Genomic DNA, 14605 nt, shown 5'->3' on the forward strand with positions numbered 1-14605 from the left:
TGTTCCAGTGGATATCCACTGTGCTGATATATAACGGAGCGGCTTTCCTGACCTTGTCATGATCGCCGCTCTTTGTAAGATACTTCAATCGTTTTTTACCTGGGAATTTATTTGGTCACGTCTTCCCAGTCTGTGATATCACCTGTGAAGATGGATTTTACCTGGTCACTTGAAAGCTCCTCAAGGTCATTGTCGTTATTTACAATGACTGCGATACCATCTTTTGCGATCTCTGTAGCTTTAACACCTTTCTCTGTTTCCTCGTCCTTCAGCTCACGGGATGCCATTCCGATATCACATACACCCTCTGTTGCGCTATTGATTCCTGTTGTGGAATCGCTGACCTGAACTTCTACTGTGATGTTTTTGTTTGTTTTCTGATATGCCTCTGCAAGCTTCTCCATTACAGGTCCTACGGAAGAAGATCCCATAACTACGACTTTGCCTTTTGCATCTCCGGCTTTGTATGCCTCTGCTTTTTCATCTACTTTGATGTAGCCTTCTTTTTCGATGATGTCCTGTCCGTCAGAGCTCATGATGTAGTTGATGAAATCCTGTGCTGCATCACTGAGCTTGTCGCCTGTTACGATGTTGAACGGACGTGCTACCTTGTATGTATCATCTGCAACGTTCTCTGCTGTTGCCTCTGCTCCATCGATCTTTACTGCTTTTACTGTATCGTTGAGGGAACCAAGGGATACGTATCCGATAGAGTTCTCATCGCCTGCTACTGTGGTAAGCATTACATCTGTGTTGTTTGTGATGCTTGCTTCCTGTGTTGTCATATCTACTTTCTCGCCGTCTTTTTCTTCTTCGATCCCAAACAGCTCTACGAATGCTCCACGTGTTCCGGATCCGTCCTCACGGGAAATTACGTCGATCGCTCCGGATGGTGCTGCCATTACAACGGTTCCCATTACTGTAGTTCCGATAAGTGCTGCTGTTAAGATACCTGCGATTCTTTTTTTCATGATTTTTTTCTCCTCATTTCTATGATCATTTTTACTTGCTTACTGCTTAAATACAGGTGTTATTATAGGAATGGAAGGTAAAATATAAAATCGCGGTTTTGTAAAATGTTAGTAAAAAAATGTGATATAAAAAAAGCTGCTTGCGCAGCTTTTTTTATATGATATATTCGTCCGCCTTCACGGCTTGCCAGTTCATCAGGTCTTCCAGTGTTATATGATCTACCACACCTTTGATGGCGTCGTCCAGCTTTTTCCAGAGGATCTGGGTGACGCAGTTCTCCTCACGGTCACAGATGGCTCCGTTGTCGTCCAGACATTCCACAGGGGAAAGGCTTCCTTCTGTGAGGCGGAGGATCATTCCGATGGTGTATTTATCCGGAGTCTGCTGCAGTGCATAGCCACCCTGAGGGCCACGGACACTGCGGACAAAGCCTGCTTTGTTCAGAATGGAGATGATCTGCTCCAGATATTTATCGGAGATCTCCTGGCGCTTCGCCACATCCTTCAGGCGGATCGGTTTTCCTGTATAATTTGTAGCAAGATCCAACATCAGTCTCAGCGCATATCTTCCTCTTGTAGAAATCCTCATGTAATATTTACCTCCAATATTTCAGTATTCTTCTGATTTATAGCCTTTTGCTCTTTCTGTTATTGTGTAGCTGTTCAGCCGGAAATATTCCTCTGTATTCCATAACCGGCACCCTTCTCTGTGATACACAGGCAGCTTCCTGTATCTTCTTTCATAGAAAGCAGAATCTGCTTTGCAGACTTTATTCTTTATATTGTTAATAGGTTTTGTTTGTTTTCTCTATTATACCTGAAAAAGCTACAAGATACAAGCAAGTCCACACACACTGCTTATTGCTTTTCGCGGGACCTTACCAGTGAACAGTAACCACAGCCCCACAGAGGGCTTACTTAATTCGATGAAATCAAGAATAAAACCGGCGCTCCGGCAGCCTGCTTGGACAGGCATTCAGGAGCGCCGTAAATAATCCCGCAGAATCACGCTTCGGGGCAAAAGAAGCGGTCTTCGGATCGATTATTTTGTAAACAGTGGTGTGGAGTAGTAACGGTCTCCACTGTCCGGAAGAAGTGCTACGATCACTTTCCCCTTGTTCTCCGGGCGTTTTGCAAGCTGGATCGCAGCATAGAGAGCTGCACCGGAGGAAATTCCTGTAAGGATTCCCTCTTTCTTGGTAAGGAGTTTGGATGTTTCAAATGCATCCTCGTTCTCTACCGGAATGATCTCGTCATAAACCTTGGTGTCAAGTGTGTCCGGAACAAAACCTGCGCCGATACCCTGGATCTTATGCGGGCCTGCTTTTCCCTCAGAAAGTACAGGAGAAGTTGCAGGCTCAACAGCAACTACCTTCACATTCGGGTTCTGGCTCTTCAGGTACTCACCTGTACCGGTGATCGTTCCGCCTGTGCCGACACCTGCTACGAAAATGTCTACCTTTCCGTCTGTGTCATTCCAGATCTCAGGACCTGTTGTTGCTGCATGTGCCTTCGGGTTAGCCGGGTTCTCAAACTGTCCCGGGATGAAGCTTCCCGGAATCTCCTTGGCAAGCTCTTCTGCCTTGGCAATGGCACCCTTCATTCCCTTGGCTCCGTCTGTGAGAACTACCTCTGCACCATATGCCTTCAAGATGTTTCTTCTCTCAACACTCATGGTCTCCGGCATGGTGAGGATCGTCTTATAGCCCTTGGCAGCTGCGATGGCTGCAAGTCCGATTCCTGTGTTACCGGATGTTGGCTCGATAATGGTTGCGCCTGGTTTCAGGACACCTTTCTGCTCTGCATCCTCGATCATTGCCTTACCGATTCTGTCCTTAACACTTCCTGCCGGGTTAAAATACTCAAGCTTGGCAAGTACTGTAGCCTCAAGTCCCTCAGACTTCTCTACGTTCTTAACCTCTACAAGCGGTGTGTTTCCGATCAGTTCCAGTGCGCTTCCGTAAATTTTACCCATGATGATATCCTCCTTATTTCCTTTATGTCCATTTCCTTATTTCCTAGTAACTATATATGTTTTCTGTGATTTGATTGAATTATATCATAGTACAGGGATTTGTCAATACATTTCAGCCAAAAAACGCAGGAATTTTTCTCCGGAAAAACCCCTGCGCTTCATATAATTTCATTTATTCTTTTTTAGGATTTTTACAAGCAGATGCATAGTCAGACAGATATTCATATTCTTTATTTTTCAGATTCTGTTAATGTAATATCCCCATCGCTGCATTCCACATTTAAAGTCGGTGCTGAAGCACCGGCCTTGTTCTCATAAACAGAGGTGTCTTCCTCATTGTCGGTTTTTCCCCTGGAAAGCCCCTCCGTGTCCACATCTCCGTCTGCAGTTTTCAGATAAATATTGGTTTTCTCTGCACTGCCGTTCTTCATTTCTACAGAAACATCACCGCAAGAGCTATTGATCTTCATATCTCCGTTAAAGCTGCTGTTGTCTATCTGAATATCTCCGTCGCTGAGAGCTATCTGCCCATCTGCAAGCTCTGCCTTTTTTATGGTCACATCTCCGTTTCCGGATTTCAGCTGCATGTTATCTGTACATTGAAGTTCTTTTACATTCAGATCCCCGTCGGAAAGCTTTGCATCAAACTTTTCGAACTCGCCCTTATCCAGCATCAGATCTCCACTGAGAAGTTCCAAGGTCATTTCTTTACACAAAAGCTGATCGGCAGCAAGATCCCCGTCGGAAAGCTGAAGCTCCGCTTCGGAAAGCTGTGCCTTCTCCGGAATATAAAGAACCACCGTATTCAATGCATCTTTCTTTTCTGTCAGATCCGCATGTGTAGAGAATATCCCCAGATCATAGGTTATATAATAACTTCCACTGCCGCCTGCAGGCTCCTCAAGCGTGAGCTCTCCATCCTTATCCTTCCAGGTCAGAGGATTTTTCCTCCCGTTTTTCTCAAGCTTATATTCCATATAATAATGGTCATCATCTGAGGTACGGATATCCAGATCAAAATCCTCAAAATCCACATTCAGCTTCGTAAAATCATCAATCTGTTCTTTTTTCATTACTGTAAGATTTTTACGACTGGAAGAATTTCCTCCGGATACATACATATGATCTGAAGTATATGTGAAATCTTTTCCCCCTGCAAAATATCCTGCTGTGGAAAGAACAACTCCCGCTGCACAGAGTGCTGTACCTGTCATCAGCACTGTTTTTGCAATCTTATTCATTTTTATGCACCTTCTTTCTTACAAGTCTGTTAACCAGACGGCCGATTCCCATTGCACACCATTTACATATATATATGGTAAGTACTCCAACGAGGATTCCCGCACCTGCCATCAGAAATCCACTGCCGACCATCATGCAGGCTGCTGCCAGAGATCTTGCGATCAATGTCACGCCGAAACCTGTGAGCACGATACCTCCGGCAATTGCTGATACACCTGTAACTGCCATGGAAAAGATCACTGCTGCGATGACAATCACCACTGCTGCCAGTACTGCAAGACCTGCAAACAGCAGCGCAATGCTCACCGGCGATGCACAGATCACCAGAAATGCGAGAAGAATGATCTTTCCGGGGGAACGCTTCTTTCCTGCGGATGTACTGTACCCTGTTGTACTCAGGTTTCTTGAATCTGTCCGGCTATGTGCATGGGAGCTCTCTCCGTAATATGAACCTGCTGCCGGCAAAGCTGCTGTTTTTTCCTCGGTGATGTCTTTACTGTCACCAACACTCTCCTGTAAAAGGTTCAGAAGCAGTTCCCTTGCCGCCTCTTTAGGCTGTCCCAGTTCTTCCATAACCTGCTGTTCATTCTCAGGTCCAGCCTCATCGAAGTATTCCGAAAAATACTCAATGGCATTGTCATAATCTTCTTTTGGAAGCCGCTTCAGATATTTCTTCAGCTGCTCCATATACTCTTTTCTTGTCATTTTCGAAGTCTCCCTTCCACAATATCGTCTATAGTATCGCGGTATTCTCTCCACTCTTTCCTCAGATATTCCAGCTGCTTCCGTCCGTCTTCTGTGATGGAATAATATTTACGTTTCCGTCCCTGAAATTCCTCTGAATAAGTTGTCAGATAACCATCCGTCTCCAGTCTGCGAAGGATCGGATACAATGTGGATTCCTTGATAGAAGCTACCATCTTCACTGTCTGGCTGATCTCATATCCGTAAGAATCCTGCTGCTCTACAACAGAAAGGATCAGGCATTCCGTCAGCACTGCAGACACTGGATAATAATACATAGGCACACCTCTTTATATAATTATTTTATATATAAAATTTTTATATATAATTATTTTACATATATAGTACCACACTTTTTCCTGTTGTCAAGCACAATTTCGCAATTGCTTTTTCCAGACTCCTTCTTTATAATATTTACAAATGTAAACACCTACCAAGAAAGGACGTAATTCTATGGAAAAAAAGCCTCATCTGATGGCAATCGTCCTGTTTCTGACGGGTCTTATCTGTATTGGACTGCTTTTTGGCCTCAGCTATAAAACCTACCGGAAGATCGATGCCGTTGACCAGAAAATGGCCTCCGTGATCAAACCGGTCCAGAAAAAGCAGAAATCCATGAAAGAGGATATCGAACTTTATACAGCTAAGATCGAAAAGAAACAGGCAGCCAACAAATACCTGCAGCAGCGGGCACAGACAGAAAAAGCTGTCAAAAACAACACCGGTGAACATGAACGGGCACCGGAAGCCGAAAACAGTCAGAAAACGACCAAACCCTCTGTTTTCAGTGAAGCCGGTGGTGAAGGATTCACCGATGGCGGTAATGATACCTCTTCTGCTTCCAACAACGGCCATATCGTCGGGATCGATCCCGGACATCAGAGTGAAAATGTTGATATGAGCGCCACAGAGCCGAACGGCCCCGGTTCCTCCACCATGAAGACCAAGGCTTCCACCGGAACCAGAGGCTCCTTCAGCGGTCTCCCGGAGTATCAGCTGAACCTGGACGTTTCTCTTCTGCTTAAGGATATCCTGGAACAGCGTGGATACCAGGTAGTAATGACAAGGACAGACAATGATACCGCTATCAGCAACAAGGAGCGTGCAGAACTGGTCGCTTCCCAGGGTGCGGAGATCTGTGTCCGTATCCATGCAAACGGAGATGATTCTGCAGATGTCTCCGGTGCTCTGACCATGTGTCCATCCCAGCAGAATCCTTATGTTTCCAATCTCTATGACAGTTCCAACAAACTATCCAAATGCATTGTGGATTCCTACTGCGCAGCTACCGGCTTCCAGAACCGCGGGATCATCTACACAGATTCCATGACAGGTATTAACTGGAGCACGATCCCGGTGACGATTGTGGAAATGGGATTTATGACCAACCAGAGCGATGATCTGAAAATGGCGGATTCCTCCTTCCAGCAGACTATGGCAGAAGGGATCGCCAATGGAATCGATGCTTATTTCCAATAATAAAAAGGAGTTTGTTTATATATGAAAAAAAATACATTTCTATATATTGTGATCGCAGTGCTTGTCATCGCACTGGCAGGACTTGGGGCACTGAATGTCCGCTCCCTGGACAAGCTTGCATCTCTCCAGACAAAAGTTAACAAGCTGCAGAAAAGTGTGCAGGAGGTTTCTGATTCTGCCGCTGAGCTCAGCAGCAAAGCCGATCAGCTGGATGCTCTTTATCCTGATGATCCTACCGTTTCCAGCGCTGCTGCCGCAGCATCTTCAACTGAGGTCCAGGGTCCTTCCGCACAGGAAGAATCCACAGATACATCTGCAGCCTCCGATTCTTCCGAAGCTTCTGGCAGCAAGGACAGTTCTTCTTCCACTCAGGAAGAAGGAACTCTTTCTCCATCCAGCGGAAGCACTTTCACAGACAATTCGGATTCCAGCATGGACAACCTTCTGAACCAGGTACAGTCACTTCTTCCCACCGATAACGGAACCTGGTCCGTATATGTATGCAATCTTGCAAAAAATACCGAAGGTACCATCAATGATCAGCAGATGCAGGCTGCCAGCCTGATCAAGCTCTATATCATGGGTGCTGTATATGAGGATTATGACAGTCTTTCCTCCAAATACAGCAAGGATCAGCTGGACAATGCACTGAACTCCATGATCACAGTCAGCGACAATGATGCTGCCAATACACTTGTCAATTATCTTGGCGGCGGGGATGACGCAGCCGGAATGGCCCGTGTGAATAAATTCTGTCAGGATCACGGATACACCAGCACTTCCATGGGACGTCTTCTTCTTGCAGATAATTCCAATGGGGATAACTACACTTCCGCAAAGGATTGTGGAAAATTTCTGAAGACCATCTATCAGATCGACAAGGGTACTGCTACCGATAACAACGATACTCTGGCAGGAGCCGAATATATGTATCGTCTTCTGAAAATGCAGACCAGGAAAAACAAGATCCCGGCTCAGATGCCTTCCGAGGTAAAGGTTGCCAACAAAACCGGTGAACTGGATCACGTAGAAAACGATGTCGGCATCATCTATGACACTGCAAAGGGGATCGACCTGGTAGTCTGCTTTATGTCACAGGATCTTAACGATACCTCTGCTGCACAGAACACCATCGCACAGGACAGCCGTGCGATCTATGGATACTATAACGAATAACAAAAGAAAATATCTTTATATTATATTGGTAAGGAAAACATCATGAACCAGACAAAAGAGAAAAAAACAAGATACTTATTATGGCCTGCGCTACTGCTTCTGCTTCTTCTGCTGGCGCCGGGCAACATTGTCCGTGTGCAGGCTGCCTCTGACCAGACTGCTGTCCAGCTGAAACTCAGTCAGGGTATCCGCCGCTATGATTATGCTTACCAGGTCCTTGATCTGGTAAATCAGGAACGTGCCAAAAAGAACCGGAATCCTGTCACTATGGATAAGAACCTTCTGGAATGCGCCATGACCAGAGCAGAAGAACTGACCGTTTGCGCCAGTCATACCCGTCCCAATGGTTCCATCTGTTTTTCAGCCTTTCCTTATTTTGAGAATCCAAGTGAAAATCTTGCGATCAACCAGGGAACTCCTGAAGAAGTTATGGAATCATGGATCGAATCTTCCGGACATTACACGAACATCATGAATTCCAAAAATGTTTCTGCCGGAATCGGCTGCTACTCACAGAACGGTCATCTCTACTGGATCCAGTGCTTTTCTTCTCACGCAACAGAAGCCTGCACACAGCCTGCCAATCAGACTGTGTCACCTGTTATTTCCGTGCTTCCAAAGCTGATAAATATCCATTTCAACGAAGCTTCTCCGATCACATTCACAGAAGAACAGAAAACACTGGCTATCTATATAACCTGTAATGGATTCAGCTATATGAGTTCCAGCCTTGACCCAGCTTCTTTCACATGGTCAACCGGAGATCCTTCCATTGCCACTGTGGATCAGAGCGGTGTTATCCGACTGAAAAGCAGAGGAACCACTACGGTTTCTGCCACACTGAAATCCTGCCCGGACAAAACACTGTCTGCAGATCTCAATGCATACTATGATCTGGAAAATTCCAGAGAGACTTCTCTGCGCTATACAAGTTCCTGGAACTATACCGGAAGTCCCATTACTTTTTCTCCTGAACTAAAATTCCATGGTCGTACGCTGACTGAGGGAAAAGATTATACGATTTCTTTCTCCAACAATCAGAACAGCGGTGTGGGAACTTTCACGATCACAGGTCTTGGCCTTTATTCCGGAACTCTGACGAATAATTTCGGTATCTGGCAGATCAATCTCTCTCAGGCAGAGATTGATTTTTCCCAGTCCTCCTATCTGTATACCGGAACTCCACTAACTCCGAAGCCCACTGTCACCTGGAATGGTATAACCCTGACAGAAAATGTAGATTATACACTCTCCTGGCATAACAATGCCCAGCAGGGAAACGCTTATGTTACTGTTTCCGGTAAGGGAAATTTCACCGGTGAAAGTAATAAATATTTCTACATCGACCTTACCCCGATCACGGAAGCTGAGATTGGTGATATCCCGGATTATGAATATGCTCCTGGCAAAGAATTCAAGCCGGAGCCAACGGTCACATTAAATGGTGTTACTTTAAAGAAAGATGTTGATTATACCCTTTCTTATTATGATAACACCATGGCAAGTTCCAGAACCAACAGACCTCGTGTCCATATAACCGGTATCGGCATTTACAGAAGCGGTTTTTCCAAATACTTCACCATCAATCCACTGAAGCTCTCCGGTGAGACCATCCAACTGGCAGATTCAAACTGCAAAAGTGAAAGTGTAACCTCTTATCTGCGAAATAACCTGGTCATCACCTATAATGGCACACAACTGACCTCTGATGATTTTCGCATTACTTCTGTATACTATTCCTCCAGCAATGAGATCCTGGATTTTTCACTTTCCTATAAGCAGAATTATTCCGGTTCAAGGCATATGACATCTGTAAAGCTTTGCGATCTTTCGGATATTCCGGAACAGATCTTCAACGGCAATGCAGTAACTCCGAAGCCTACTGTAAAATACGGCTCGGACACGCTTCAGGAAGGCACGGATTATATCCTTACCTGGAAAGATAACGCCAAAACCGGCACTGGCTCCGTAACGGTTACAGGAATCAACAATTATTTTTCAAGTCAGTCCCTGACCTTTAAAATATCTGCTCCGGCACCAACGAGCACTCCAACTCCGAAACCCACTGCTACCCCAACTCCGAAGCCTACTGCCACTCCAACGCCGAAGCCTACTGCTACCCCAACTCCGAAGCCTACTGCTACCCCGACTCCGAAGCCTACTGCCACTCCAACGCCGAAGCCTACTGCTACTCCAGTTCCGAAGCCATCCACTACCCCGGCTCCAATACCATCTGGCACTCCGGCTCCTGTGATCACGAAATTAACTGCACCGTCAATTAAGGCCTCTGCCTCCTGGAACAGCTGTACGCTCCGCTGGAACCGTATAAACAATGCCCGGAACTATATTCTCTACAGAAAAACAAATTCCGGAAAATACACAAAGATCAAAACTTTAAACGCAAATACTACTTCATACAAAGACACAAAGATCACTATCGGAAATAAATATTCTTACGTGATCCGTGCAAGCAAAAAAACATCCTCCGGTTATATTTACAGTCCAGTTTCCAAAGCAGTGACTGTGAAACCGAATCTGCTCCGTCCGTCCATAAAGCTTAAAACCCTCAAAGGAAAACAGACCCTTTCCTGGAAAAAGATTTCCGGAGCAACCGGCTATGTCATCTATCAGAAAAAAGGAAATGGTTCCTTCAAAAAAGTAAAAACTATTTCTTCCAAAAATACCAGCTATACATTTAAGACAGCAAAAAATGTTACATATAGCTACAGACTGGTTCCATACCGCACAGTAAATAAGAAGGTAAAGACCGGACCTGCAAGTGCGGTAAAAACCGGAAAAGCAAAATAACAGACTTACCGGATCGGACAAAAAAAAGGATGATGCGTCACCGAAACGCATCATCCTTTTTTCAGTTCTTTTCTTCTCCCTCTTCATAGGATTTTTCCCAGATCTCGGAAAATACTGCCAGCGGACAGTCTGTCAGCAGGCACATCAGAAGAAAGCACTCATATGGATTCACTATGTAGATCTCACTCATTTCGCAGCGGGCCAGGATCTCCTGGATCTCCTCCAGGAAATGGCGGTATCTCGTATACGGATCATCCTCTGCCATCTCCTGAGAGATCACAAAAAACTCCAGCGTGATCAGATCAAACCGCTCCACCGGAAATTTATGGTTCAGGATATTGTTGATCCTCTGGCGGCTGAAGCGCTTCTGGCTGAAATGCTTTGCCAGAATGGATGCGGACATCTTTTTGAGATTTCCCATTTTATTAATGGGGATCCCGCTGCAGATAACCTTTTCCAGATCCGAAGCACTGATATTCTCAGGCTTCCAGATCTTTTTGCCACCGTTTTCTTCCTCATCTTCCTGATACATGGCTGCAATGATCTTCCTTGCCCGCTCCAGAAGGATCATAAATTCCTGAAAAGCCTGGCTCTTCTCTGATTTCGGATCATCATGTCTTCCTTTCAGAAAAGCCAGATATTCCAGAAGCTTTTCTTCACTGTCCAGACAAAGCCCTGTGCCATACACGATCTCTCCGGTCTTTTTTTCCACCGGAGTCATCTGTTTGTAGGTTTCTTTATATTCCTCCGCTTTATAATAGCCAAGATGATTCCGGTAACAATACCAGTAGATCACTTCTTCCGGATTATGGAAATCAAAATCCTGCTCACGAAGCACCCGGGTCAGAAAATCTGAAACATCCTCTGTACTCATCCGAAGTCCGAACCCCAGCAGAAAAACTGTTTCACGCTTCACAGATGCCTGAGTCAGCCAGTTATTCACCAGAGAACTCAGTTTGGCTGACGTAGGTGACATGGATTTCGGTGTGTAGGTTTCCTTGAAGGATTCCACAACGATCTCCCTGTAGACTTCCTGAGGTACCTGGGAAAAAGGCTCCTCAAGCTCTGCACGCTCATACACATATCGTTTCAGATAGTCACCAAAGGAAACCAGTTCCATCTCCTTGTAAAGATAATGAAAAATAACATCTGCATCCTCATCCTCAAAAGAATCCAGACTGACAACCTGGCGGAACTTCTGTGCCGCCTTTCTTGTAAATTCAAAGTCCTTCACTGAATCGAAGGCAACTGTCTGTTCAAAATCAAGATCCTGCATTCGATTTCTCATCGCAAATTTTCTCCTTATCTCTTTTCTTACTCCCCGGGTTTATTACCGTCCGGTACTGTGGCGCTCTGCCCAGCGTTTGAGAATATTTTTTTCTTCATAGCCGCTGATCTGTGCAAGGACCAGTGTCACATTATCTCTGCCGCCTCTTTCCAATGCCTGTTCCAGGATCTTACCTACTTTTTCTTCTGCGGTTTCTGTCCCGTCAAGGATCTTCTGAAGCTCCTGATCAGAAAGCATGTCTGTCACTCCATCTGAACAGATCAGATACGAGCTTCCCGGCTGATAACCGATCTCCACGATAGAAGGCTCCAGTGCCATGTTTTCTTCCTGAAAGCCCAGATACTGCGTCAGCGGAGCTTTTCCCAGCATTTTTCCGCCGATCACATGGTCCGTGGAAATCTGCTGGAACTTCCCCTGAAAATGACGGTAGATACGGCTATCCCCAAGGTTGCAGGCATAGATTGCCTTTTCGCTGAAAGACAAAAGTGCCATGGTTGTTCCCATGCTTCTGATACAGTTTTCATTGCTGTAGCGACATACTGCCTCATTCATATTTTCGCAGGCTCCTGTCAGAAAAACCACAGGCTCTTTTTTCAGGGTCTTTTTGTTTTCTTCATAGAAGCCTCCCAGCGCTTCCACAGCTGCAGAAGCTGCCATTTCACCGTAGCTTTCTCCGCCCATGCCGTCAAAAACAGCCAGCATTGGAAGCTGCCAGTGCTGTGTATGACCTGCCAGGATTCCGTCAACCCCCTGGTTGTGCACCGGCAGGCGCACTCCGCAGCACCAGAAATTATCCTCATTATTTGTCCTCACCTTTCCGGTGTGGCATGTATACGCATAATCAATCTGATAGGCCATTCTTTTTCCTTTCGTAAAAACCCTTCGACATTACTGCTGAAGCTCCACTACAGAATTACTCCAGTATTTGTCTCCCAGTTCTACATATTTGTCGTTATCGCTCTCTTTATCATGAACCTTACCATCTGCATCGATCCATCGGATCAGAAGGCCGTCCTGATAATAAAAATACTGCTTCTCATCTCCGTCCCATACATAAGTATAAAACATCTGCTCGCCCCAGTAAAAATATTCCTCATAAACGCCATCTGCGGAACTGCCGGGATATACAAGTACTTTGGCGATCTCTCCTGATCCGTTATAAAAGCGCAGGCGATCCCCCTCTGTACCTTCACGTCTATAGCTGTCCAGAGCATTTTCTATGGTTGTCGCATGGTCACGTATCGTTTCCATTGCCTGTGCGAAACTTTTATCCGAATTGTCTGCAGTACCGAAATTTCCTTTGTTCAGAGCATCAGAATCATCGGAATCTGTATACGAAGGTTCCCCGTTATCCGCAGGTTTCCGTATCGTTCGTACCGCAAGGATCCCGCCGATCAGCACAACAAGGATCCCAGCTGTTATAAGCATTCTGAAAATACCTTTCCGTTTCCTTCTGTCATCGTCATTTCCGTCATTCTCTGGTACGGATCCTTCCCACTCCTGGAGATTCTGGTCACGGTCGTCTTCCAGATCTGTGATAGATGTAACTCTGGGCTTTACAGCTCCGGTTTTTCTTATACCGGGATCTGACTGACGGGAACGTCCTGACGGATAACCGGACAGGCTATCCTTTTCGGATGCTGTTTTTCCGGATGCAGATTTCTGAGGCTTCTGTATTGTGCTCTGAGCCTTTGGCGTATTCCGGGCTGCATTTTTTGCTATTTCTCCGGCTGTCGGTTTCTCCGGCTGTATGGATACCGGCACAGGATTTTTACGTGCCTGACGGATCGCATCCGTATTCAGCTGACTCGTTCTTGCCAGCTGTCTGGCTGCACCCTCCTGGAGAAACTTCGGCATGGACTTCGGAACAGGTCTTTCCTCCACTGGTTTCGGTTTCTCATGAACTCCCTGTTCTCTATTTGCCGCTCCATACCGGATTTCTTCCAGTGCTTCCCGAAATTTCTCAGGAGTCTGATATCGTTCTTTTGCATCATAAGCACAGGCTTTTAAGATAACGGAGCCGAAAGCCTCTCCTGCATCCACAGGTGGTGGCGGTGTTTCGCCTGACATCCTCCTCGTGAGTGCGTTTTCCTTATCTCTGTATGTGATCAGCTGTTTTTCAAGATTCAGAAACGGAAGCCTGTTATGATTCATCAGTTTATATAACACCAGGCCAAGTGCATAAATGTCCACTCTGCTGTCGTACTGTTCTCCCCTGTACATCTCCGGCGCCATATAGGAATAAGTTCCCTTTTTGGAAAGGGTACTCATGGTTTTTTCCAGTTCTCTGGCGATTCCAAAGTCCCCCAGCTTGAAATCCCCGAACCTGGATACAAAAATATTCTCAGGTTTGATGTCCCTGTGGATGATGTGAAGCTGCCCACAGTATTCCAGTGATCTGCAAAGATCGATACCCAGCTTCATCACTTCTTTTTCTGTGAGATTTTTTCCCGCATAATATTCCATGAAGCTTGTGAGATATTCCATGCGGATAAAAATATCCCATCCGATCTCGTCCAGATATTCCATCACCTTGTAATCTTCTACAGATACAATATGGGAATTTCCCCGGAAATACTCCATGGTGCTTACTTCCTGAATGCACTCCTCCACCAGATTTTCAAAATAACCGCGGACAGATTTTTCATCACCGGATTCTGAGCGCACACTGTCCAGCTCCCCTTTACTGGCGGGGATTGTGATTATCTTAATTGCCGAGTAAAAAGAACGTCCCTTCTCAGTTCTCTGAGCTTTATACACTCTTCCAAAAGAGCCTTCCCCGATCTTGCTTACGATCTTCCATTCCGGCCACGGGGAAATTGGCAGTTCCTTGTCCATCGCAATCCCTCCTCTCTCAGAAAATCCCTGCTTATAAACAGAAATCTCCCTCCGGATTTCCGGGGGGAGATTTATTTATATTAG

Annotated in this window: 12 protein-coding genes; 3 read left to right on the forward strand and 9 right to left on the reverse strand. The window is 45.6% G+C overall.

Translation table 11 applies throughout. The features are described from left to right. Positions 1–107: 107 nt before the first annotated feature. The 6 genes from DMI82_RS13400 to DMI82_RS13425 form a co-directional block, all read right to left on the reverse strand. Positions 108–971 carry a substrate-binding domain-containing protein gene (locus DMI82_RS13400; RefSeq protein WP_021652475.1) on the reverse strand — a complete coding sequence of 288 codons (864 nt, stop codon included), beginning with the start codon at positions 969–971 and terminating at the stop codon, positions 108–110. Between the two features lie 154 nt (positions 972–1125). Continuing rightward, positions 1126–1560, reverse strand: a complete 435-nt coding sequence (locus DMI82_RS13405) for an RrF2 family transcriptional regulator (RefSeq protein ID WP_015526289.1) — start codon at positions 1558–1560, stop codon at positions 1126–1128. Between the two features lie 453 nt (positions 1561–2013). Continuing rightward, positions 2014–2946, reverse strand: a complete 933-nt coding sequence (gene cysK, locus DMI82_RS13410) for a cysteine synthase A (RefSeq protein WP_015526291.1) — start codon at positions 2944–2946, stop codon at positions 2014–2016. Positions 2947–3176: 230 nt separating this feature from the next. Next, positions 3177–4187: a DUF4097 family beta strand repeat-containing protein gene (locus tag DMI82_RS13415; RefSeq protein WP_110103592.1), complete on the reverse strand. Its 1011-nt coding sequence runs from the start codon at positions 4185–4187 to the stop codon at positions 3177–3179. Continuing rightward, on the reverse strand, positions 4180–4893 hold the full coding sequence (locus DMI82_RS13420; protein ID WP_110103593.1) for a DUF1700 domain-containing protein: 714 nt from the start codon (positions 4891–4893) through the stop codon (positions 4180–4182). The genes DMI82_RS13415 and DMI82_RS13420 overlap by 8 nt, the downstream gene beginning before the upstream one ends. Further along, a complete protein-coding gene (locus DMI82_RS13425) occupies positions 4890–5210 on the reverse strand; it encodes a PadR family transcriptional regulator (protein WP_015526294.1) in 321 nt (106 codons plus the stop codon). Before DMI82_RS13425 ends, DMI82_RS13420 begins: the two co-directional genes overlap by 4 nt. Positions 5211–5385: 175 nt before the next feature. On the opposite strand from DMI82_RS13425, the gene DMI82_RS13430 reads away from it, so the two are divergent. The 3 genes from DMI82_RS13430 to DMI82_RS13440 are packed head-to-tail and all read left to right on the forward strand — an operon-like array spanning position 5386 to position 10395. Then, on the forward strand, positions 5386–6411 hold the full coding sequence (locus DMI82_RS13430; protein ID WP_242981840.1) for an N-acetylmuramoyl-L-alanine amidase family protein: 1026 nt from the start codon (positions 5386–5388) through the stop codon (positions 6409–6411). Positions 6412–6432: 21 nt separating this feature from the next. Further along, on the forward strand, positions 6433–7587 hold the full coding sequence (locus DMI82_RS13435) for a serine hydrolase (RefSeq protein ID WP_110103594.1): 1155 nt from the start codon (positions 6433–6435) through the stop codon (positions 7585–7587). A 42-nt stretch (positions 7588–7629) separates the two neighbouring features. Next, positions 7630–10395, forward strand: a complete 2766-nt coding sequence (locus tag DMI82_RS13440) for a CAP domain-containing protein (RefSeq protein WP_110103595.1) — start codon at positions 7630–7632, stop codon at positions 10393–10395. 61 nt (positions 10396–10456) lie between these two features. Here DMI82_RS13440 and DMI82_RS13445 read toward each other — a convergent pair whose 3' ends face one another. Genes DMI82_RS13445 through DMI82_RS13455 form a run of 3 tightly spaced genes read right to left on the reverse strand, consistent with a single transcriptional unit; the run spans position 10457 to position 14521 of the window. Continuing rightward, positions 10457–11683, reverse strand: coding sequence for a hypothetical protein (locus DMI82_RS13445; protein ID WP_015526296.1), 1227 nt, complete (start codon positions 11681–11683; stop codon positions 10457–10459). A gap of 42 nt (positions 11684–11725) precedes the next feature. Beyond that, positions 11726–12541, reverse strand: a complete 816-nt coding sequence (locus DMI82_RS13450; RefSeq protein ID WP_022426674.1) for a PP2C family protein-serine/threonine phosphatase — start codon at positions 12539–12541, stop codon at positions 11726–11728. 30 nt (positions 12542–12571) lie between these two features. Further along, positions 12572–14521 carry a serine/threonine protein kinase gene (locus tag DMI82_RS13455; protein ID WP_110103596.1) on the reverse strand — a complete coding sequence of 650 codons (1950 nt, stop codon included), beginning with the start codon at positions 14519–14521 and terminating at the stop codon, positions 12572–12574. Between the last annotated feature and the right edge of the window lie 84 nt (positions 14522–14605).

Origin of the sequence: Blautia sp. BCRC 81119 (genome assembly GCF_003184505.1) — a bacterium.
In the GTDB taxonomy this organism is placed as follows: Bacteria; Bacillota; Clostridia; order Lachnospirales; family Lachnospiraceae; genus Blautia_A; species Blautia_A fusiformis.